Raw genomic sequence first — 20506 nt, 5'->3', positions numbered from 1 at the left:
TGGGAGACTGCGGCCCATGACCAGGAACGTCGCCGTCCTGCTCGCCGGCGGTGTCGGAAGCCGGGTCGGGCTCGACATCCCCAAGCAGCTGATCAAGGTCGCCGGGAAGACCCTGCTCGAGCACACCCTCGTCGCGCTGCACGACCACGCCGACGTCGACGAGGTCGTCATCATGATGACGCCGGGGCACACCGACGCGGTCCGTGACATCACCCGTGGCGACGCCTACCCGAAGGTCACCGCGATCCTCGAGGGCGGCGACACCCGCAACGCCACGACCCAGCGTGCGATCGACCACCTGCTCGGCACCGGCGACGGCGCCGACATCCGGATCCTGCTGCACGACGCGGTCCGTCCGCTGGTGACGCCGCGGATCATCGGCGAGTGCTTCACCGCGCTCGACAGCTACCCGGCCGTCGACGTCGCGATCCCGTCGGCCGACACGATCATCGAGGTCGCAGCCGACGACACCATCTCCAGCATCCCGCCGCGCGCGTCGCTGCGCCGCGGCCAGACGCCCCAGGCGTTCCGGCTCGACGTGCTGGCCCGGGCCTACGAGAAGGCCGCGGTCGACCCCGACTTCACCGCGACCGACGACTGCAGCGTCGTCCTGCGCTACCTGCCGAGCGAGCCGATCATCGTGGTCAACGGCGACGACCGGAACATGAAGGTCACCGAGCCGATCGACGTCTTCATCGCCGACAAGCTCTTCCAGCTCACCGGCATCGACCTGCCCCGCGCCAAGGACGACGCCGGCTACCGCAGCGCGCTCGCGGGCAAGACCATGGTCGTCTTCGGCGGCAGCTACGGCATCGGCGCCGACATCGCCGAGCTCGCCCGCTCCTACGGCGCCACGGTGCTCACCTTCAGCCGCTCGACCACCAACACCGACGTGGGCCGGCGCGCCGACGTCGCGGCCGCCGCGAAGGCCGCGATCGCCGAGGCCGGCTCGATCGACTTCGTCGTCAACACCGCCGGCGTGCTGCCGCGCGGCGAGCTCCTCGAGACCACCGAGGAGACGATCTACGCGGCCACCGAGATCAACTACCTCGGCCCGATCTTCATCGCCCAGGAGTTCTACCCCCACCTCGCGGCCACGCGGGGCTCGCTGCTGCTCTTCACGTCGAGCTCCTACACCCGCGGCCGCAGCGGCTACAGCCTCTACTCCTCGGCCAAGGCGGCGACGGTCAACCTGACCCAGGCGCTGGCCGACGAGTGGGCCGACGCCGGGGTGCGGGTCAACTGCATCAACCCCGAGCGGACCGCCACCCCGATGCGCACCAAGGCCTTCGGCGAGGAGCCGCCCGGCACGCTGCTCGACTCGCTGACCGTCGCGCACACCTCGGTCGACGTCCTGCTCTCCGACCAGTCCGGGCACGTCTACGACGTGCGCAAGGACGACCCGTTCGGGCTCTGACGTGCGATTCCAGCTTCCCGCTCGACGCGGCTCCCAGGCCGAGCCGGGCCTGAAGCGGATCGCGAAGCGGGTCGTCGCCCTCAGTCGTGACCTGCGGCGCCCGGTGGTCGCCGTCCACGACCCCGCGCTGGCGCCGGTGCTCGCCGCGCGCCTGCCCGACGCGCGGGTGCTGGCGCTGCCCGCCGACGCCCGCGAGCAGCACTTCCTGCTGGCCGAGCACGGGCCGGTCGACGTCCTGGTCGACCTGCCGGCGCCCGAGGGCCGGGTCGAGCGCTTCCACCAGGCCTTCTTCCACGTCCGCGCCGGTGGCGCCTACCTGGTGCCCGGCGGGGCCGGCGAGCTGGGCGACCGGCCCGGCCCGCTCGGCACCCTGCTGCGCGCGGCGCAGGACAGCACCGCGGGCCGGATGCGCGTCGGCAACCGCCGTCGCCGCGACCGGCTGGTCGTCGCGCTGCGCGACCACGGCGACTTCCGCACCGACGGCGACGACCTGGTGCTGCGGCACCGGATCGACGACGTCCGCGCGAAGATCCGCGAGGAGGACCTCAACGACTACCTCGCGCGGGTGCCGTCGCCGCACCACGTCAAGGAGATCTTCCCGGCGGCGCCGCCGACCCCCGAGCCGGCCGGGCGCACCGGCCCCGTGCAGCGCAGCCCCCGGCCGACGGCCACCGCGGCGATCAGCCTGCGCGACTACCGCGACGTCGTGGTCGGCCCCTACCAGGTGGTGATCGACGGCCGGATCGTGCTGCCCGACAGCTACCGCCACCACCCGCGGCCGCTCCACTCCCACCGCCGCCTGCTCGACCTCGAGCCGCACCTCGCGATCCACCGCGAGCGGTTCGTGGTCGACGACCTGCCGCGCCTCGAGGGCACCTATTTCCACCTCGACGACGAGTTCCGCGGCCACTTCGGCCACCTCCTCACCGAGACCATCTCGCGGGTGTGGGCGTGGCCGCACGCGCTCGAGCTCGACCCCGACGTCAAGGTGATCGTCGGCAAGGTCGTGAAGCGTCCCGAGCCGATGCCCTACGAGCTCGACTTCTATGAGGCCTGCGGCATCCCGCGCGACCGGATCGTCGTCATCGACCGCCCGGTCCGCGTCGACCGGCTGATCTCGGGGACGCCGATGTTCGCCGCGCCCCACTACGTCCACCCCGAGATCGTCCCGGTCTGGGACCAGGTCGGCGCCCGCCTCGTCGAGGGCCTGCCCGAGCGCGACTGGCCGCGCCGGATCTTCATCTCTCGCCGCGCCGGCAAGCGCGACTGCCTCAACGCCGACGAGCTCGAGGCGGTCTTCGTCGAGCACGGCTTCGTGCAGGTCTATCCCGAGGACTACCCGCTCGCCGAGCAGGTGCAGATGTTCCAGCACGCCGAGGCGGTCGCCGGCTACGCCGGCAGCGGGCTCTTCCAGTGCGCCTTCGTCGACCGCCCGCTGCACATCATCCGGATCGGGCCGACCAGCTATGAGCCGCGCAACGAGCAGCTGCTCACCTCCGCCCGTGGCCACCGGCTCGACGACGTCGTGTGCCAGGCGAGCGGCACCGACATGCACGCCGACTGGAGCTACAGCGAGGAGCGCGAGGGTCCGTTCCTGCGCTCGCTGCTCGCCGACCTGCCGTAGCCCAGGGCCGTCAGTAGCCGAAGGCGGCGTAGTCGGCGGCGTAGAACTCGCGCAGCCGAGCCTCGAGCTTCGGCGACACCTCGACCGCGTCGCTCGGCACGCCGGCCCGCTCGACGCTGTGCTGACCGCGGGGCACGTCCCGCTCGATCGCGTGGCCCAGACGTCGCTCGACGTCGACCGTGGCGGCCTCCAGGCCGTCCTCGAGCCGGTGGACCACCAGGCCCTCGACGAGGAACTCGCTCTGCGGGCGCAGGTGGTTGTCGTAGACGTACGGGTTGGCCGCGTACGCCGCGAACGCCTGCTCCGCCCACGACTCCACGCTCGCGGCGTCGGTGCGGATGCCCTCGGGCAGCCGGCGCACCTGGTGGAGATACTCCGAGCGGAAGCGCGCGATCGGGTCGCGCACGATGGCGAAGAGCAGCTCGAAGGCCGCCAGGTCGAAGACCTCGCTCAGCAGCGTGCCGTGATAGTGCTGCGGCGAGCAGCGGCGCAGGGGGAAGGTGCGGGGCTCGGAGTTGCGGGACGCGTGGAACTTCATCTTCCAGCCGGAGGCGCGCAGCATGCGCTCCATCGAGGTCCCCCCGGCCTTGGGGACGTGCACGAAGAGGAGATTGCGGTCACCGTTCAAGAAAACGGGCATGGCCGTCACCCTACTGACCGGCGCGGGGCTGTGATCCAGCCCACCAGTCCGACCCGTTTCCGCGGCTCCGCGCGCGGCGTACGGTTGACCCGTCCCGAAACCTCGGGACGACAGCACTGAGCACAACGTCCGGTACCCACACCGGCTCCCGCCGCCCGCGGCGGGAGTGGTCGGAGGGACGGGAACGAAAGGTTCACGAATGTCCCACCACCTGAGTGTGGGTGTCGTCGGCGCCGGTCGCGTCGGCGCCGTCCTGGCCGCCGGGCTCCGCGCGGCCGGTCACCCCGTCATCGCCGCAGCGGGCGAGTCCGACGCCTCCCGGCGCCGGGCCGCCGACCTGCTCCCGGGCGTTCCGCTCCGCAAGCCGAGCGACGTCGCCCGCGAGGCCGACCTGCTGCTGCTCACCGTCCCCGACGACATGCTGCCCAACGTGGTCAAGGTGCTCGCCGACAGCGGCGCCCTCCACGCCGGCCAGTACGTCGCCCACACCTCCGGTCGCCACGGCCTCGCCGTCCTCGCGCCGGCCGCAGCGGTCGGCGCCCGCGTGATCGCACTGCATCCGGCGATGACCTTCACCGGCACCGCCGTCGACCTCGAGCGGCTGCACGGCTGCGTCTTCGGCCTCACCGCCGGCCCCGACGAGCGTGCGCTCGCCGAGTCCCTCGTCGCCGACCTCGGCGGCCGCCCGACCTGGGTGCCCGAGGAGATGCGCACGCTCTACCACGCGGGCCTCGCCCACGGCGCCAACCACCTGGTCACCCTGGTCAGCGAGGCGATGGGCCTGCTCACCGCCGCCGGCGTCGACGACCCGGCCGGCACCCTGCGCCCGCTGCTCGACGCGGCTCTCGACAACGCGCTCGCCCACGGCGACGCGGCGCTCACCGGCCCGATCGTCCGCGGCGACGTGCAGACCGTGGGGGCCCACCTGAAGGACATCGCCGCCAACGCGCCCGACACCGTCCCGTCGTACGTCGCGATGGCGTGGGCCACCCTCGACCGCGCGGTCACCGACGGTCGGCTGCTGCCGATCCGGGCGCAGTCGATCGCCACCGTCCTGCGCGCCTACGGCGACCGCGACATCACCCGGCCCCACCGGGTGGACAGCCGGTGAGCACCACGACCACCCCGGCCGTCGCCCGCAGCCGCAGCGAGCTGCTCGCACTGCGCGGCACCGGCCCGGTCGTCTTCGTGCCCACCATGGGCGCGCTGCACGAGGGCCACGCGACGCTGATGCGGATCGCCCGCGAGCGCGCCGGCGCCGAGGGCACCGTCGTCCTCTCGATCTTCGTCAACCCGCTCCAGTTCGGGCCCGATGAGGACCTCGACCGCTACCCGCGCACCTTCGACGCCGACCTCGAGCTCGCCGGCGCCGAGGGCGTCGACGTGGTGTTCGCGCCGACCGTCGCCGAGATGTACCCCGACGGCGTCCCCCACGAGGGTCCCGACGGCGTCGTCTCCGAGGCCGTCACCGTCCAGCCCGGCCCGCTCGCCGACCTGCTCGAGGGCGCCAGCCGGCCCGGCCACTTCCGCGGCGTGCTCACGGTCGTCGCCAAGCTGTTCGGCCTGGTCCGCCCCGACGTGGCGGTCTTCGGCGAGAAGGACTACCAGCAGCTCGCGCTGATCCGCCGGATGGTCGGCGACCTGTGCCTCGGCATCGAGATCGTCGGCGCCGAGACCGACCGCGAGCCCGACGGCCTGGCCCGGTCCAGCCGCAACCGCTACCTCGACGCCGAGCAGCGCCAGCAGGCGGTCGCGCTCAGCCGGGCGCTGCGGGCCGCGCAGGAGCGAGCGCCGTACGGCGTCCCGGCGGCGCGCTGGGCCGCGATGGCCGTCATCAAGAGCGAGCCGGGCGTCGAGCTCGACTATCTGGCACTGACCACCACCGGTCTCGGCGAGCTGCCGGACTATCCCGAGGCCGGCACCGAGGGCCGGATCCTCGTCGCCGCGCGGGTCGGCACGACCCGCCTCATCGACAACCTGCCGCTGACATTCGGAGGTGCCCGTTGAAACCGCACGGCCCGGGCAACCGCGAGCGAAGCGAGCCTGGTTGGCCGGAACAGAAGACAGCGCCGCGAAGCGGCACCACGCCTCTCCGGGCGAAGCCCGGAGCGGCACCACGCCTCTCCGGGCGAAGCCCGGGTCCGAACGAAGTGAGGACAGCAATGCTGCGCACCATGATGAAGAGCAAGATCCACCGCGCCACCGTCACGCAGGCCGACCTGCACTACGTCGGCTCGGTCACCGTCGACGAGGACCTGCTCGAGGCCGCCGACCTGCTGGCCGGCGAGCTGGTCCACATCGTCGACATCACCAACGGCGCCCGGCTCGAGACCTACACGATCGCCGGCGAGCGCGGCAGCGGTGTCATCGGCATCAACGGCGCCGCCGCCCGCCTGGTCCACCCCGGCGACCTGGTGATCCTCATCGGCTACGGCCAGATGACCACCGAGGAGGCCAAGGAGTACCAGCCGCACGTGGTCTTCGTCGACGCCGACAACAAGATCATGGCGACCGGCTTCGACCCGGCCGAGACCTTCGGCGACCCGTCGCTGTCCCGCGGTGACGTCACCGCGTCGCACTGACGCCCGCGTTCAGTAACCTGCTGGGATGCCTCAACAGCTGCGCCTCCCCGGGCGCCTCACCGCACCGGCCCCGGGTTGGACGACGCGCGCCGACGTCGTCATCGTCGGCTCCGGCATCGCCGGCCTGACCGCGGCGCTGCGGCTGCGCGGGCAGGTCGACAAGATCCTGGTCGTCACCAAGACCGTCCTCAACGCCGGCTCGACCCAGTGGGCGCAGGGCGGCATCGCCGCGGCGCTCGGCCCGGGCGACACCCCCGAGCAGCACGAGGCCGACACGCTCGTCGCGGGCGCCGGGGCGTGCGACCGCGACGCCGTACGGGTGCTCGTCAACGAGGGGCCCGAGGCGGTCCGCGAGCTGATCGCGCTCGGCACCAACTTCGACCACACCGCCGACGGCGAGCTCTCGCTGACCCGCGAGGGCGGCCACCACCGCGACCGGATCGCCCACGCCGGCGGCGACGCCACCGGCGCCGAGATCCAGCGGGCGCTCATCGCCGCGATCGAGGCGGCCCCCGACATCGAGGTCATCCAGCACGCGCTGGCCGTCGACCTGCTGCTCGGCCCCGACGAGAGCGGCACGACGGGCATCGCCGGCGTCACCTTGCACGTGATCGGCGAGGGCGAGCGCGACGGCGTCGGCGCCGTCCACTCCCGCGCGGTGGTGCTCGCCAGCGGCGGGCTCGGCCAGGTGTTCTCACAGACCACCAACCCGTCGGTCGCGACCGGCGACGGCATGGCGATCGCGCTGCGCGCGGGTGCGACCCTGCGCGACCTGGAGTTCGTCCAGTTCCACCCGACGGTGATGTACCTCGGGCCCGACTCGCGCGGGCAGCAGCCGCTCATCTCCGAGGCGGTCCGCGGCGAGGGCGCCTTCCTCGTCGACGACGAGGGCAACCGGATCATGCGGGGCGTCCACGAGCTCGCCGACCTGGCGCCGCGCGACGTCGTCGCCAAGACGATCATGAAGCGGATGCTCGAGACCGGCCGCCCGCACATGTGGCTCGACGCGCGCCACCTCGGCGCGGAGTTCTGGGAGCGCCGGTTCCCGACCATCCTCGCCACCGCCCGCTCCTACGGCATCGACCCGGTCACCCAGCTGATCCCGGTCGCGCCGGCGTGCCACTACGCGTCCGGCGGCGTGCGCACCGACCTCGACGGCCGCACCGGCATCCCGGGCCTGTACGCCACCGGCGAGGTCGCCTGCTCCGGCGTCCACGGCGCCAACCGGCTGGCGTCCAACTCGCTGCTCGAGGGGCTCGTCTTCTCGCGGCGGATCGCCGAGGTCCTGCCCGGCGAGCTCGGAGCGTGGCGCGAGCCCGCGGCCGACCGTCGTACGGCGGGGCTGGTGGCCGGCGACATCCGCCGCGAGCTGCAGGAGACGATGACCTCCCGCGCCGGCGTCCTGCGCTCGGCCACCGGGCTCGCCGAGGGCGCCGCCGTCCTCGACAAGCTCGCCGGCCACGCCGCCGAGACCGTCGACCAGGCGTCGTGGGAGGACACCAACCTGCTCACCATCAGTGCCGCGCTCGCCGGCGCCGCCGCGCTGCGCGAGGAGACCCGCGGCTCGCACTGGCGCGATGACTTCCCCGAGCGCGACGACGCCGACTGGGCCGGCCACTTCGACGTGACCATGGACGACGGCGCCACGACGGTCGCCTTCGTCGCCGCACCCGCCACCGACGGAGGACTGTCGTGATCGCCCGCACCGCCTACGCCGACCTGCCGAGCGCGCTCGTCGACGAGCTCGCTGCCGCGGGCCTCGACCCGCGGGCGGTCTACGACCACGTGGTGCTCGCGTTCGAGGAGGACCTCCCCGGCGGCGTCGACGACGTCACCAGCGACGCGATGCCCGACATGGGCGAGGCGGTCGCCGACTTCGCCGCCCGCGAGCCGGGCGTGGTCGCCGGGCTCGCGATCGCCGAGCTGGCCTTCGTCTACGCACTCGGCGACACGGTCAAGGTGACCGGCCGGGTGCCCGACGGCACCCGCGTGGCGCCGGGCGACGTCGTCCTCACGGTGTCGGGGCCGGTGCGCGGCGTGTTGACCGCCGAGCGGACCGCCCTCAACTTCGCCTCCCACCTGTCCGGCGTCGCGACCGCGACCTCGCGCTGGGTCGACGCGCTCGCCGGCACCCGGGCCCGGGTGCTCGACACCCGCAAGACGCTGCCGGGCTGGCGCGCGCTGCAGAAGTACGCCGTGCGCTGCGGCGGGGGAGTCAACCACCGGTTCAGCCTGGTCGACCGGGCGATGGTCAAGGACAACCACGCGGTCGCCGCGGGCGGTGTCGTCGCCGCCTACGAGGCGGTCGTCGCCCGGCACCCCGGCCTGCGGGTCGAGGTCGAGGTGATGGACCTCGACGAGCTGCGCGCCGTCCTGGCCGCCGGGTGCACCGAGGTGCTGCTCGACAACATGAGCACCGCCGACATGGCCGAGGCGGTGGCGATCAACCGGGCCGCGGGCGGGCACGCGACGCTCGAGGCGTCCGGCGGGCTCACCCTCGAGCGGGCCCGCGAGGTCGCCGAGACCGGCGTCGACTTCATCTCGGTCGGTGCGCTCACCCACTCGGTCATCGTCTTCGACCTCGGCCTGGACTTCCGTCCACACGGGGGCTCCGCCCCCGTGGACCCCCGCCTGGAGGGCTCCGCCCCCCAGACCCCCCGGGCCGGCGGATGAGTCTTCTCGCGGCCGACATCGGCAACGCCCACACCGTCCTCGGCCTGGTGTCCGACGGCGCGGTCGTCGCCGACTGGCGGGTCTCGACCGCCGAGCACCGCACGGCCGACGAGTGGGCGGTGCTGCTGCGCGGGCTGCTCGGCGCGCGCGAGGAGGAGGTCACCGGGATCGCCGTGTGCGCGACCGTGCCGGCGGTGCTGAATGCGTGGCGCGAGATGCTGGCGTCGCATTTCCCCGACATCGACCGGGTGATCGTCGAGCCTGGTATTCGCACCGGCGTCCCGATTCTCGTCGACAATCCGCGCGAAGTCGGCACCGACCGCATCGTCAACGCACTGGCGGCAGCGGCCGATTTCCCCACGCCGGCGATCGTCGTCGATTTCGGCGGCACCGCGACGACGTACGACGTGGTCGACGGCGAGGGCCGCTATGTCGGCGGCGCGATCACCCCCGGAATCGAGATCTCCCTCGAGGCGCTGTCCCGCGGCGGCGCCCAGCTGCGCATGGTCGAGCTGGTCCGCCCTCGCAGCGTGATCGGCAAGAACACCGTCGAGGCGCTGCAGTCCGGCATGGTCTTCGGCGTGGCCAGCCAGGTCGAGGGGATGGTCGAGCGACTGATCGCGGCGCTCGGCACGTCGTCCTCGGTCTCGGTCATCGCCACCGGCTATCTCGCGCCGCTGGTCAGCGACGAATGCCGGTGCTTCACCCATCACGTGCCGGCGCTGACGCTGCGCGGACTCGAGAAGGTCTTCGTGCGCAATCAGCGCTGACATTTCCGGCGCTGCTTGTTGGGCAAGTGCGACATCGTGTGCGAATATCTGGGATATATCGACCGGAATTCCTTTCGGCCGCATTCCGACGCTACGAGCTGGAGATATCCGATGGCGCAGAAGGTCAACATCATCCTCGTCGACGACATCGACGGGAGCGACGCCACGCAGACGGTCACCTTCGGCCTCGACGGCGCGAATTACGAGATCGACCTCAATGACAAGAATGCGAATGCGCTGCGCGACGCCATCGCTCCCTATGTCGGTCACGCCCGCAAGGTGAGCCGCGGCGGCAGCGCCCCCAAGCGCGGTCGCGCGGCCGCGGCGGCCGCCGGTGGCGCCTCGGCCAAGGAGATCCGCGAGTGGGCCCGCGACAACGGCTTCACCGTGCCCGAGCGCGGGCGGATCCCCGCCGACGTCCGTCAGGCGTTCGACGGCGCCCACTGAGCTCGCCCCCGGCCGGCGCCGGGGGGCGCCCCCGCACGGCCCGAGCCGCCGGCCGTGCGCCTCTGCGCGCCCGGATCCGGGCGGCGGTCCACGTCTGCGAGCACGGGCTGGCGGGCGGCGTTCGCTGACAGCGGACGGATGCAGGTCGGCTCTTCGGAACGCGTAGGGTGTGAGCGGGGTTGTAACCCTACGAACAACCCTGTGACGTAGGAGGAGCGTGCAATGTTCGAGCGGTTCACTGACCGAGCCCGCCGGGTGGTCGTGCTGGCCCAGGAGGAGGCCCGCATGCTCTCCCACAACTACATCGGCACGGAGCACATCCTGCTCGGCCTGATCCACGAGGGGGAGGGCGTCGCCGCCAAGGCGCTGGAGTCGCTCGACATCTCGCTCGAGGCCGTCCGCGCCCAGGTCGAGGAGATCATCGGCCAGGGTCAGCAGGCGCCGTCCGGCCACATCCCGTTCACGCCGCGCGCCAAGAAGGTGCTCGAGCTGTCCCTGCGCGAGGCGCTGCAGCTCGGCCACTCCTACATCGGCACCGAGCACATCCTGCTCGGCCTGATCCGGGAGGGCGAGGGCGTCGCGGCCCAGGTGCTGCAGAAGCTCGGCGCCGACCTCAACCGGGTCCGCCAGCAGGTGATCCAGCTGCTGTCCGGCTTCCAGGGCAAGGAGAGCGGCTCGACCGCCTCGGCGTCCGGCAGCACCAGCGGCAGCGACGCGCCGTCGTCCTCGCTGGTCCTCGACCAGTTCGGCCGCAACCTGACCCAGGACGCCCGCGAGGGCAAGCTCGACCCGATCATCGGCCGCGCGCAGCAGATCGAGCGCGTGATGCAGGTGCTCTCCCGGCGTACCAAGAACAACCCGGTGCTCATCGGTGAGCCCGGCGTCGGCAAGACCTCGATCGTCGAGGGCCTGGCCCAGGACATCGTCAAGGGCAACGTCCCCGAGACGCTCAAGGACAAGCAGATCTACACGCTCGACCTGGGCGCCCTGGTGGCCGGCTCGCGCTACCGCGGTGACTTCGAGGAGCGCCTGAAGAAGGTCCTCAAGGAGATCCGTACCCGCGGCGACATCGTGCTGTTCATCGACGAGATCCACACCCTCGTCGGCGCCGGCGCGGCCGAGGGCGCGATCGACGCGGCCTCGATCCTCAAGCCGATGCTGGCCCGTGGCGAGCTGCAGACGATCGGCGCGACCACGCTCGACGAGTACCGCAAGTACCTCGAGAAGGACGCCGCTCTCGAGCGCCGCTTCCAGCCGATCCAGGTGCCCGAGCCGTCGATCGCCGACACGATCGAGATGCTCAAGGGAATCCGCGACCGCTACGAGGCGCACCACCGGGTGACCATCACCGACGAGGCGCTGGTCTCCGCGGCCACCCTCGCCGACCGCTACATCTCCGACCGCTTCCTGCCCGACAAGGCGATCGACCTGATCGACGAGGCCGGCTCGCGACTGCGGATCCGCCGGATGACGGCGCCCGCCGACCTGCGCGAGTACGACGAGCAGATCGCTGAGGTCCGTCAGCGCAAGGAGGCCGCCATCGACGGCCAGGACTTCGAGGCCGCCGCGCGCCTGCGCGACGAGGAGAAGCAGCTCATCCTGAAGAAGTCCGAGCGCGAGAAGCAGTGGCGCGCGGGCGACATGGACGAGGTCGCCGAGGTCGACGAGGAGCTGATCGCCGAGGTGCTCGCCGTGGCGACCGGCATCCCGATCGTCAAGCTGTCCGAGGAGGAGTCGACCCGACTGCTCAAGATGGAGGACGAGCTGCACAAGCGGGTCATCGGCCAGGAGGAGGCCGTCAAGGCGCTCTCGCGGGCGATCCGTCGTACGCGTGCCGGCCTGAAGGACCCCAAGCGCCCCGGCGGCTCGTTCATCTTCGCCGGTCCGTCCGGTGTCGGTAAGACCTGGCTCTCCAAGACGCTCGCCGAGTTCCTGTTCGGCGACGAGGACGCGCTGATCCAGCTCGACATGTCGGAGTTCGGCGAGAAGCACACCGTCTCGCGGCTCTTCGGCTCGCCTCCGGGCTACGTCGGCTACGAGGAGGGCGGCCAGCTCACCGAGAAGGTGCGCCGCAAGCCGTTCTCCGTCGTCCTCTTCGACGAGGTCGAGAAGGCCCACCCCGACATCTTCAACAGCCTGCTGCAGATCCTCGAGGAAGGTCGCCTGACCGACTCGCAGGGCCGGGTCGTCGACTTCAAGAACTGCGTCATCATCATGACCACCAACCTCGGCACGCGCGACATCGCCAAGGGCATCAACCTGGGCTTCAACCAGGCCGGTGACGCGGCGGGCTCCTACGAGCGGATGAAGGGCAAGGTCTCCGAGGAGCTCAAGCAGCACTTCCGCCCCGAGTTCCTCAACCGCGTCGACGAGATCATCGTCTTCCCGCCGCTGTCCGCCGAGCAGATCGTGGCCATGGTCGACAACATGATCGCGGCGGTCGAGGTCCGGCTCAAGGACCGCGACATGCGCCTCGAGCTCACCCAGAGGGCGAAGAACCTGCTCGCCGAGCGGGGCTTCGACCCGGTGCTGGGCGCGCGGCCGCTGCGTCGCACGATCCAGCGCGAGATCGAGGACGTCCTCGCCGAGAAGATGCTCTACGGCGAGGTCGGCCCCGGCCAGATCGTGCTGGTCGACGTCGACGGCGAGGGTCCCAACGCGGGCTTCACCTTCGAGGGGCAGAAGGTCGGGGAGCTCCCCGACATGCCGCCGCTCGAGACGGTGATCGAGGCGCCGTCGTCCTCGACGCCGACCGCCGAGCCGGGTGACGACTCCTCCGAGTCGGCCTGACCTGAGCTGAACGCACACCGACCCGGTCCGCTGCTGCGGGCCGGGTCGGTTCGTCGTACCGGACGTTCGGGTCGCCGAAATGGCGATTTCGCGACCCGAACGTCCGCTACGACGGGGATCAGTGAGCGGTGCCGGTCAGGTTGAGCAGGACCACGCCGAGGATGATCAGGCTCAGCGCCGCGAGCTTGACGCCGTTGAGGCTCTCGCCGAGGAAGAGCGAGCCGACGACGGCGATGCCGGCGGTGCCGAGGCCGGCCCAGACGGCGTACGCGATCGAGACGGGCAGGTGCTTGACGACCAGGGTGAGCAGCCAGATCGACGCGCCGTAGCCGCTCAGGACGACGGCGGTCCACAGGGGGTCGCGGAAGCTCTCGGTGCGTGGCAGCGCCGCGCTCGCGGCCACCTCGACACCGATCGCGGTCAGCAACAGCAGCCAGGCGATCACCGCGACACCTCCTTCTGGATCTCTTCGGGGCGCTCGTGTAGCGACTGCTACAAATGTAGCACCTGCTACATTGATCCGTATGATCGAGGGGAGCGAGCGGCGCCGTGAGCTCGCGGAGGCGGCCACCGACCACGTCCTCGAGCACGGCCTGATCGGCCTCAGCCTGCGGCCACTCGCGGCCGCGCTGGGCACCAGCGACCGGATGCTGCTCTATCACTTCTCCGGCAAGGACGACCTGGTCGCGACCCTGCTGCACACCTCCAACGAGCGGTCCATCGCGCTGCTGCGCTCGCTGCCGCCCGCGGCCTCGGTGCGCGACGCCGTGCTGACCCTGTGGGCCGCCTCGACCGACGGCCAGCTCGAGCGCTGCCAGCGCCTGTACGTCGAGGCCGCGGCGCTCGGACTGCTCGGGCAGGAGCCCTACGCCGGCATCGTCCGCGAGTCCAACCGCGCCTGGCTCGCCGCGCTCGTCGACCTGCTCGTCGCCGGCGGCTGCGCGCCCGCCGCTGCGCCGCGGGCGGCCAACCTGCTCGATGCGGCGCTGATGGGGCTGCAGCTCGACCTGCCGCTCGACCGCGGCACGGCGCAGCTGGAGCAGTCGGTGTCCGACCTGGCCGACGCGGTCGCGGCGGTCGCCGGCGCGTAGCGGCGCGGGATCAGGGCAGCTGGTAGCGCCCGTCCGCGCGCGCGGCCACCAGGCCGTCGGCGAGGAGTGAGGCGAGGGCCCGCTCGCGCTGGGGGACGTCATCCCACGCGGCGTCGAGTTGCGCCCGGGTCACGTCGCCCGGCGCGTCGCGCAGGACGGCGAGCAGCCGGCCGCGGCACTGCCGGTCGGTGCCCGCGTAGGTCTGGACCGGGCGCGGCGGCCCGTCGTACGCCGGGGCGCCGGCGCGCTGCCACGCGCACGCGGCCACCACCGGGCAGGCGTCGCAGCGGGGCCGGTCGGCCGTGCAGACGAGGGCGCCGAGCTCCATGACGGCGACCGACCAGGTGGCGGCAGCGGGGGCGTCCTCGGGGAGCAGGTCGGCGCCGAGATCGCGCTCGGCGCGGGTGACGGAGCGCGGCGGGAACTCGGTGCCGGTGACGGTCCGGGCCAGGACCCGCCGGACGTTGGTGTCGAGGACGACCTGCCGTCGGCCGTACGCGAACGCCGCCACCGCGGCCGCCGTGTAGTCGCCGATGCCGGGGAGGGCGAGCAGCGCATCGTACTCGCTGGGGACCTCGCCGCCGTGCTCCTCGGTGATCGCCGTCGCCGCCGCGTGCAGCCGCAGCGCCCGGCGCGGGTAGCCGAGCCGGCCCCACGCCCGGACCGCCTCACCGGACGACTCCGCCGCCAGCGCCGCCGGGGTCGGCCAGCGGTCCAGCCACGCCTCGTGGACCGGCAGCACGCGGACCACCGGGGTCTGCTGCAGCATGAACTCGCTGACCAGGACCGACCACGGCGTCGCGTCCGGGCGCCGCCAGGGGAGGTCGCGGGCGTTCTCGTCGTACCAGCGCAGGATGGGGGCGACCAGCTCGTCGGCCGCGCTCGGGCGCGGGCGCTCAGAACGGCTCGGGCTGCTGGTGGGGCGGGTGGTCATGGTGGACCCATTGTGTGGACCGGGTGTGATGTCGCGTTCACCGGGGGCTGCTCGGCGGGTCAGCCGGGATCGCGCGGCCGCGCTGACTACCGTCGGATCCATGTCCTCCGCCCGCCGCCCGCGCCCGCATCCCGGGCCCCGCGGAACTCGGGGACCGCGCGGACCGCTGCCGCCCGGCGTCTACTGGCGCCGGCGCCTGTTCGTGCTCGGCGTCGCCTTCTCCCTGGTGTTCGTCATCGCGCGGTGGCTGACCGCCGGCAGCGACGGCTCGTCGGCCGACGCCGCCGATGCGAAGCGCACCGGCGCGCAGGTTCCGGCCACCCAGACGGTGACCGCCGGCGCATCCGGTGGCCCGTCGGGTGCGGCATCGGGCGATCCGTCCGGTGCGACCGCTCCGGTCGCACCGACCACGCCCACGCTCGCCGCGCCCGAGGGCGAGTGCTCCGCCTCGGACGTCGTGGTCACGCCGTCGGTGGCCACCGGCGCGGTCGCCGGCGGCGACGTACCGGTCAGCCTCTCGCTGCAGACCCTCAGCTCCGAGGCCTGCAACTGGCAGGTCGACTCCCGGAGCGTGACCGTCCGGATCTCCCAGAACGGCAAGGTCGTCTGGACGACGGGACAGTGCCCGAAGATGGTGCCGACCCAGCCGGTCGTCGTACGGCGGGCGGTGGCGACCGTCGTCCAGATGAGCTGGAACGCGCGCGAGTCGACCAGCGGCTGCACCGCCCAGGCGAAGTGGGTGATGCCGGGCGGGTTCACCGTCGAGGCGGCCTCGCTGGGCGGCGAGCCGGCCGAGGCGGACTTCTCGCTGGGCCGGCCGGTGGCGAAGACGATCGAGGTCCCGCCGCCGTCGACGCCGGTCAAGCAGCCGAAGAAGCCGAAGACGCCGACGAACTAGGCCACGCCCGAGGCGCCGTCGGCCGACGGCGCCTCAGACGTAGCGCTCGAGGATGGTCGACTCGGCGAGCCGGCTCAGGCCCTCGCGGACGCTGCGTGCGCGCAGCTCGCCGACGCCCTCGACGGCCTGGAGGTCGTCGATGCCGGCGGAGAGCAGCTTCTGCAGGGTGCTGAAGTGGTCGACCAGGCCCTCGACGACATTCGAGGGCAGGCGCGGGACCTTGGTGAGCAGGCGGTAGCCGCGCGGAGCGACCGCGCCGTCGAGGTGCTCGCCGGTGCCGATCCCGAGGACCTTCGCGACCGCCGAGGGGTCGACCAGGTCGGTCGCGGAGAGCTGCTCCAGCTTGCCGAGCAGGTCGAGCGGGTCGCGGCTGCGACGCCGGGACGGCACGTAGTCGCGGATCACGAGCTCACGCTCGGTGTCGACGCCGGTGATCAGCTCCTCGAGCTGCAGCGCGAGGAGGCGGCCGTCGGTGCCGAGCTCGAGGACGTAGTCCTCGATCTCGCGCGCGATCCGGGTGACCATCTCGAGGCGCTGGGCGACCACGGCGACGTCGCGGACGGTGACCAGGTCCTCGATCTCCAGTGCGGACAGCGTGCTCGACACCTCGTCGAGGCGCAGCTTGTAGCGCTCCAGCGTCGCGAGGGCCTGGTTGGCGCGCGAGAGGATCTGGCCGGAGTCCTCGAGGACGTGGCGGGTCTCGCCGACGTACGCCGCGATGATCTGCATCGACTGCGAGACCGAGATGACCGGGTAGCCGGTCTGCTTGGCCACGCGGTCGGCCGTGCGGTGGCGGGTGCCGGTCTCCTCGGACGGGATGCTCTGGTCGGGCATCAGGTGCACCGCCGCCCGGACGATCCGGTTGACGGCACCGTCGACGATGATCGCGCCGTCCATCTTGGCGAGCTCGCGAAGGCCGGTCGCGGTGAACGGGACGTCGAGCTCGAAGCCGCCCGTGCACAGGCTGTCGACGAGCTTGTCCTGCCCGAGCACGATCAGCGCGCCGGTGCGGCCGCGGAGGATCCGCTCGAGCCCGTCGCGCAGCGGCGTGCCCGGTGCGATCGAGGCGAGGGCCTCCCGGAGTCGGGGATCGGCCGACGTGACCACGCGCGCGCTCCTCTGCTGGGTCGAGTTCCTACGGTCGTGCTGGTGGTGGTGCTTCGGGTGCTGCTTCGGGTGCTGCTTCGTGGTGCGGCCACGTGGTTCGGCTGCGATGACCGGTCGGAGGTGCTGGCCGGTCGGTCGTACCTTATCCGCGCGTGGCGACGCGCATGCGTCGGATATTCGATTGTGGCCCGCCGAGGCCTCGCTGGGGAGGGCGCGCGGCCTGCTGTTGAGGAGTGCCGGGGCGGATCGGGGTGCGGCGCGGGTCGGGCGCAGGCGGCGGGGCGGGAGGGGAGTCAGTCGGTGCCGTCGACCACCTCCAATGCGTGCTTGGTACGGCGGTCGAGGTTGAGCAGTCGCAGCGCGCTGAGGGCGTCGGGCGCCTCGATCACCCGCATGCCGTCGATCATCCGGTCGGTGGCCGGACGACGCACGCCCTGCGCCTGCCCCGGGTCGGCCGGGACGATCGCCAGCGCGAAGCCGAGCCGTGCCGCCTCGGCGAGCCGCTGGGGCAGGTCGCGCACCCGCCGAAGCTCGCCGGACAACCCGATCTCGCCGAGCGCGACCACGCCGGCGGGAGGCGCGGAGACGAAGTGGGCGGAGGCGACCGCGACCGCGAGGGCGAGGTCGGCGCCGGGGTCGGTGAGCCGGGCGCCGCCGACGGTCGCGGCGAAGACGTCGTGCTGGTGGAGCCTGACCCCGCAGTATTGCTGCAGGACGGCGAGGATCATCGCGAGCCGGGAGCCGTCGATGCCCGAGGTCGTACGGCGGGGCCGCTCGGCCGGCGAGAGGGTCACCAGCCCTTGGACCTCGGCGAGCAGCGGCCGTCGCCCCTCCATCGACACGGCCACGCAGGTGCCGGGGACCCGGCCGTGGTGGCGCTCGACGAAGATGCCGGTGGGGTCGTCGACGGCGCTGATGCCGTCGGGGCCGAGGTCGAAGCAACCGACCTCGTCGACGGGGCCGAACCGGTTCTTGACCGCGCGCAGCATGCGGAAGCGGGAGTTGCGGTCGCCCTCGAAGTGCAGCACCACGTCGACCAGGTGCTCCAGGACGCGGGGGCCGGCGATCGAGCCGTCCTTGGTGACGTGGCCGATCATCACCACGGTGATGTCGCGGCTCTTGGCCATGCGGACCAGCGCCTGGGCGACCTCCTTGACCTGGGTGACCCCGCCGGGCACGCCGTCGACCCCGGAGGCGCCGATGGTCTGCACCGAGTCGATGACGACCGTGGCCGGGCGCACCTCCTCGATGTGGGTGAGCACCGCGCCGAGGTCGGTCTCGGCGGCGAGGTAGAGCTGGTCCTGGATCGCGCCGGTGCGGTCGGCGCGCAGCCGGACCTGGGCCGCGGACTCCTCGCCGGTGACGTAGAGGGTGCGCTGCCCCTGGGCGGTGCGCGCGGCCACCTCGAGCAGCAGGGTGGACTTGCCGACGCCGGGCTCGCCGGCCAGGAGCACCGCGGCGCCGGGCACCAGCCCGCCACCGAGGACCCGGTCGAGCTCGGGCACACCGGATCGGTGGTGGGTGGCCCGCTCGGCGGACACCTGGCCGATCGGCACCGCCGGCCGGGTGACCGGCGCGGCCGAGGTGTTGCGGGTCGGACCCGCGGCCGCGATCGCGACCTCGGACACCGAGCCCCAGGCCTGGCACTCACCGCAGCGCCCGACCCACTTCGCCGTCGTCCAGCCGCACTCGCCGCAGCGATAGGTCGAACGTGTTTTCGAACCAGCCATGGCACGACAGTAGAGGAGGGCTCCGACGGAACCATCCCGGCACGCGGCGGGTGTGGAAAAGGTCATGGGACAATCCGGCCTGTGGAGAACCCGCGGCCGCCGGCCACCCTCGCCGACGTCGCCGAGCGGGCGGGCGTCTCGCGGCAGACCGTGTCCAACGCGATCAACAATCCCGATCTGCTCCGCCCCGACACCCTGGCGCGGGTCCAGGACGCGATCGAGAGCCTCGACTACACGCCCAACCAGGCCGCCCGCCACCTGCGCACCCGCTCGTCCCACCTGATCGGGATGCGGCTGACGCCCGCGCAGGAGTACACCGCCAACACCACGATGGACCGCTTCGTGCACGCCTTGGTGGAGGCCTCGCGCGAGGCCGGATATCACGTGCTGCTGTTCTCGGGCGGCCGCGTCGCGGAGGGCGAGCTGCCCGATCCGCTCGGCGGCTACGACGACCTGCTCCGCTCCACCGCGGTCGACGCCTTCGTCGTCACCGACACCTACCTCGGCAACCCGCAGACCGTCGGCCTGACCCTGCGCCGCGCGCCCTTCGTCGCCTTCGGCCGCCCCTGGGACGACGCCAACGCCCAGCACCCGTGGGTCGACGTCGACGGCGCGGCCGGCGTCCAGGCGGCGACCGAACACCTGCGCGGCCTCGGGCACGAGCGGATCGCCTGGCTGGGCTGGGAGCCCGGCTCGCGGATCGGCGAGGACCGCCGCGCCGGCTGGCACCGGACGATGGTCGCGCACGGGCTGTCGACGACCGGTCTGGAGGCCGCCGTCCCCGACACCGTCGCGGCCGGGCGCGAGGCCGCGGCGACGCTGCTCGACGCGAGCGACTGTGGCCCGACGGCCTTCGTGTGCGCGTCGGACACACTGGCGGTCGGCGCCCTGCACACGCTGGCCGCGCGCGGTCTCACCCCTGGCGACGACGTCGCCGTCGTCGGCTTCGACGACTCGCAGGTCGCCCAGGTGATGGGCCTGACGTCGGTCCGTCAACCGCTGGAGGAGGCCGCCGTCCACCTCGTCGCCGAGCTGCGCCTGCTGCTCGCGCCGGTGCCGACCGAGCCCGGGGGCGTCCTGCTGGCGCCGCGGCTCGAGGTCAGAACGTCCTCGACCAGAGGTTGACCGCGTAGTCGACCTCGACGCCCTGGTGGGCGCGCAGCACCTCGTCGGCGAAGTCGGGCGTGAACTCGATCCGCACCACGGCCTCGAGGTCGGCGCGGCTCTCGAAGCGCCATCCCATGTCGACCTGGTCGAGGGTCCAGCCGCGGATGCTCCAGAACCGCTCGATCGCCTCCGGCGCCGGCAGGTGCGGGTATCCGCGGCGGAACCAGTCGCCGAAGGTCGAGCGCGAGCCGTCGTTGTCGATGATCAGGGCGACACCGCCACGGCGCAGGACGCGGTCGAGCTCGACCAGCCCGGGCTCGCAGCCGGGACCGAAGAAGTAGGCCCACCGCACGTGGACGACGTCGACCGACGCGTCCGGCAGCGGGATCTCCTGCGCGGTCCCCCGCAGCACCTCGGCGTTGTCGACCTTGCGGCTGCGCAGCCGGCGCTGGGCGAGCCTGACCAGCCCGGTGTGCGGCTCGACGCCGACCGCCCGCGCCGCCGTGCCGGCGAAGGCGGGGAGGTGGAAGCCGGAGCCGCAGCCGAGATCGAGGACGACCTTGTCGGTCCAGTCGGCGCGCGCCCGCATCGCGGCCCAGAGCCGGCCGTCGGGATCGGCGGCGCGGTTCTCGAGCTCGTACGTCGCGGTGTGGTTCCAGATGTTGGGGCTCGGGATGGCGCCCCGGACGTGCATCG

At 72.7% G+C, this 20506-nt stretch carries 19 protein-coding genes; 13 read left to right on the top strand and 6 right to left on the bottom strand.

What is annotated here, in order from left to right; all coding sequences use genetic code 11:
• Positions 1 to 16: 16 nt before the first annotated feature.
• Complete coding sequence (locus AB4880_RS07605; protein ID WP_367918609.1) at positions 17 to 1417, top strand: SDR family NAD(P)-dependent oxidoreductase; 1401 nt, start codon at positions 17 to 19, stop codon at positions 1415 to 1417.
• A 1-nt stretch (position 1418) separates the two neighbouring features.
• Positions 1419 to 3041, top strand: a complete 1623-nt coding sequence (locus AB4880_RS07600) for a glycosyltransferase 61 family protein (protein WP_367918608.1) — start codon at positions 1419 to 1421, stop codon at positions 3039 to 3041.
• Positions 3042 to 3051: 10 nt separating this feature from the next.
• Here the strand turns inward: AB4880_RS07600 and AB4880_RS07595 are convergent, their stop codons facing one another.
• Entirely contained in the window at positions 3052 to 3681 is a 630-nt protein-coding gene (locus AB4880_RS07595; RefSeq protein ID WP_367918607.1) for a sulfotransferase family 2 domain-containing protein, read from the bottom strand.
• 199 nt (positions 3682 to 3880) lie between these two features.
• On the opposite strand from AB4880_RS07595, the gene AB4880_RS07590 reads away from it, so the two are divergent.
• The 8 genes from AB4880_RS07590 (at position 3881) to AB4880_RS07555 (ending at position 12943) form a co-directional block, all read left to right on the top strand.
• Positions 3881 to 4792, top strand: a complete 912-nt coding sequence (locus tag AB4880_RS07590; protein WP_367918606.1) for a Rossmann-like and DUF2520 domain-containing protein — start codon at positions 3881 to 3883, stop codon at positions 4790 to 4792.
• A complete protein-coding gene (gene panC, locus AB4880_RS07585) occupies positions 4789 to 5688 on the top strand; it encodes a pantoate--beta-alanine ligase (protein WP_367918605.1) in 900 nt (299 codons plus the stop codon). The genes AB4880_RS07590 and panC overlap by 4 nt, the downstream gene beginning before the upstream one ends.
• A 155-nt stretch (positions 5689 to 5843) precedes the next feature.
• Positions 5844 to 6263: an aspartate 1-decarboxylase gene (panD, locus tag AB4880_RS07580; protein ID WP_367918604.1), complete on the top strand. Its 420-nt coding sequence runs from the start codon at positions 5844 to 5846 to the stop codon at positions 6261 to 6263.
• 25 nt (positions 6264 to 6288) lie between these two features.
• Positions 6289 to 7959 carry an L-aspartate oxidase gene (locus AB4880_RS07575; protein ID WP_367918603.1) on the top strand — a complete coding sequence of 557 codons (1671 nt, stop codon included), beginning with the start codon at positions 6289 to 6291 and terminating at the stop codon, positions 7957 to 7959.
• Positions 7956 to 8936 carry a carboxylating nicotinate-nucleotide diphosphorylase gene (gene nadC / locus AB4880_RS07570; protein WP_367918602.1) on the top strand — a complete coding sequence of 327 codons (981 nt, stop codon included), beginning with the start codon at positions 7956 to 7958 and terminating at the stop codon, positions 8934 to 8936. Before AB4880_RS07575 ends, nadC begins: the two co-directional genes overlap by 4 nt.
• Positions 8933 to 9706: a type III pantothenate kinase gene (locus AB4880_RS07565; RefSeq protein WP_367918601.1), complete on the top strand. Its 774-nt coding sequence runs from the start codon at positions 8933 to 8935 to the stop codon at positions 9704 to 9706. The genes nadC and AB4880_RS07565 overlap by 4 nt, the downstream gene beginning before the upstream one ends.
• 111 nt (positions 9707 to 9817) lie before the next feature.
• Entirely contained in the window at positions 9818 to 10153 is a 336-nt protein-coding gene (locus AB4880_RS07560) for a histone-like nucleoid-structuring protein Lsr2 (RefSeq protein WP_367918600.1), read from the top strand.
• Between the two features lie 222 nt (positions 10154 to 10375).
• Positions 10376 to 12943, top strand: a complete 2568-nt coding sequence (locus AB4880_RS07555; RefSeq protein ID WP_367918599.1) for an ATP-dependent Clp protease ATP-binding subunit — start codon at positions 10376 to 10378, stop codon at positions 12941 to 12943.
• Between the two features lie 118 nt (positions 12944 to 13061).
• Here AB4880_RS07555 and AB4880_RS07550 read toward each other — a convergent pair whose 3' ends face one another.
• A complete protein-coding gene (locus AB4880_RS07550) occupies positions 13062 to 13388 on the bottom strand; it encodes a DMT family transporter (protein ID WP_367918598.1) in 327 nt (108 codons plus the stop codon).
• 79 nt (positions 13389 to 13467) lie between these two features.
• On the opposite strand from AB4880_RS07550, the gene AB4880_RS07545 reads away from it, so the two are divergent.
• Positions 13468 to 14034 (top strand): TetR/AcrR family transcriptional regulator, encoded by a 567-nt coding sequence (locus tag AB4880_RS07545; protein WP_367918597.1) that lies wholly within the window; start codon positions 13468 to 13470, stop codon positions 14032 to 14034.
• Between the two features lie 10 nt (positions 14035 to 14044).
• Here AB4880_RS07545 and AB4880_RS07540 read toward each other — a convergent pair whose 3' ends face one another.
• Positions 14045 to 14968, bottom strand: coding sequence for an HhH-GPD family protein (locus tag AB4880_RS07540; RefSeq protein ID WP_367918596.1), 924 nt, complete (start codon positions 14966 to 14968; stop codon positions 14045 to 14047).
• A gap of 100 nt (positions 14969 to 15068) precedes the next feature.
• Between AB4880_RS07540 and AB4880_RS07535 the strand changes: the two genes are divergently transcribed.
• On the top strand, positions 15069 to 15866 hold the full coding sequence (locus tag AB4880_RS07535; RefSeq protein WP_367918595.1) for a hypothetical protein: 798 nt from the start codon (positions 15069 to 15071) through the stop codon (positions 15864 to 15866).
• A gap of 33 nt (positions 15867 to 15899) precedes the next feature.
• Here AB4880_RS07535 and disA read toward each other — a convergent pair whose 3' ends face one another.
• Entirely contained in the window at positions 15900 to 16973 is a 1074-nt protein-coding gene (gene disA, locus AB4880_RS07530) for a DNA integrity scanning diadenylate cyclase DisA (RefSeq protein ID WP_367918594.1), read from the bottom strand.
• A 293-nt stretch (positions 16974 to 17266) separates the two neighbouring features.
• On the bottom strand, positions 17267 to 18703 hold the full coding sequence (gene radA, locus AB4880_RS07525; RefSeq protein WP_367918593.1) for a DNA repair protein RadA: 1437 nt from the start codon (positions 18701 to 18703) through the stop codon (positions 17267 to 17269).
• An 81-nt stretch (positions 18704 to 18784) separates the two neighbouring features.
• Here radA and AB4880_RS07520 point away from each other — a divergent pair, with 81 nt between their 5' ends.
• A complete protein-coding gene (locus tag AB4880_RS07520) occupies positions 18785 to 19828 on the top strand; it encodes a LacI family DNA-binding transcriptional regulator (protein WP_367918592.1) in 1044 nt (347 codons plus the stop codon).
• Here the strand turns inward: AB4880_RS07520 and AB4880_RS07515 are convergent.
• On the bottom strand, positions 19803 to 20504 hold the full coding sequence (locus AB4880_RS07515) for a class I SAM-dependent methyltransferase (RefSeq protein WP_367918591.1): 702 nt from the start codon (positions 20502 to 20504) through the stop codon (positions 19803 to 19805). The two genes, AB4880_RS07520 and AB4880_RS07515, sit on opposite strands and share 26 nt — an antisense overlap.
• Positions 20505 to 20506: the final 2 nt, after the last annotated feature.

It is taken from the genome of Nocardioides ginsengisoli, from assembly GCF_039537225.1.
GTDB lineage: Bacteria > Actinomycetota > Actinomycetes > Propionibacteriales > Nocardioidaceae > Nocardioides > Nocardioides ginsengisoli.
This window is presented reverse-complemented; position numbering and strand designations above follow the sequence as displayed.